Annotated in this window: 2 protein-coding genes; both read left to right on the top strand. The window is 68.7% G+C overall.

All coding sequences use genetic code 11. The features are described from left to right. The coding region (locus tag J5M67_RS27285) for a YhfC family glutamic-type intramembrane protease (protein WP_207888526.1) at positions 1–379 on the top strand (379 nt) is incomplete at its 5' end. Positions 380–393: 14 nt separating this feature from the next. Further along, a partial coding sequence (locus tag J5M67_RS27280) for a DUF3022 domain-containing protein (protein WP_207888525.1) occupies positions 394–738 on the top strand: 345 nt, incomplete at its 3' end.

The following is a 738-nucleotide window of genomic DNA, read 5'->3' as shown; positions in this document are numbered from 1 at the left end:
GGTCTATCTCGCGTGGCTCGCGAATCGCGGCGAGCTGAACGCGCAACTGCAGACGATGCCGGCCGATCTCGCGCTGCGCATCCAGGTGATGCTCGCGACGATGTCGCCCGTGTCGGTCGCGGTGTCGGCGCTCGAGCGCATCGCGGCGTTCGTCGTGCAGCTCGCGCTGTCCGTGCTGATGTGGCGCGGCATTCGCGCGAACAGGCGCTGGATCCTGCCCGCGATGATCGTGCTGCATCCCGTGATCGATCTGCCGTCGCTCGTGTACAACGGCGGCGGCGTGCCGTTCGAATGGATGGTCGCGCTGTATCTGCTGCTCACCGCGGGCTTCGCCGGCGCGCTGATGAAACTGTGCCGGCCCGCGCGCGCCGCACGCTGAACCGTGTTCCGACGATGGACGCTTATCAATACGATTGCGCGAGCGCCGAATTCGGCGAACTCGCGCGCGTGATCTGCGATCTCTTTCCCGAGCAGACGCGCTTTGCCGAGCGTGCCGACGAAGCGGGGCGCTTGCTGTCCGTGCATTGGCTCGCGATGCGTTTCGGCGCGACACCGCGCAAGACGACGCTCGACGTGCGCTTCACGAGTGCCGCGCTGCGGCGCTATCTCGCGCTCAAGCCGATGCAGCGCGCGCGCAGCCACGCGGTGCTGCGCGCGTACGTGGAAGCGACGCTCGGCTCGCTCGAGGAGCGGCACGCGGCGGGCGAGACGGTGCCGCGCGAGACGACGCTCGAGCTC

It is taken from the genome of Pseudomonas sp. 30_B (genome assembly GCF_017491605.1).
GTDB lineage: Bacteria > Pseudomonadota > Gammaproteobacteria > Pseudomonadales > Pseudomonadaceae > Pseudomonas.
This window is presented reverse-complemented; position numbering and strand designations above follow the sequence as displayed.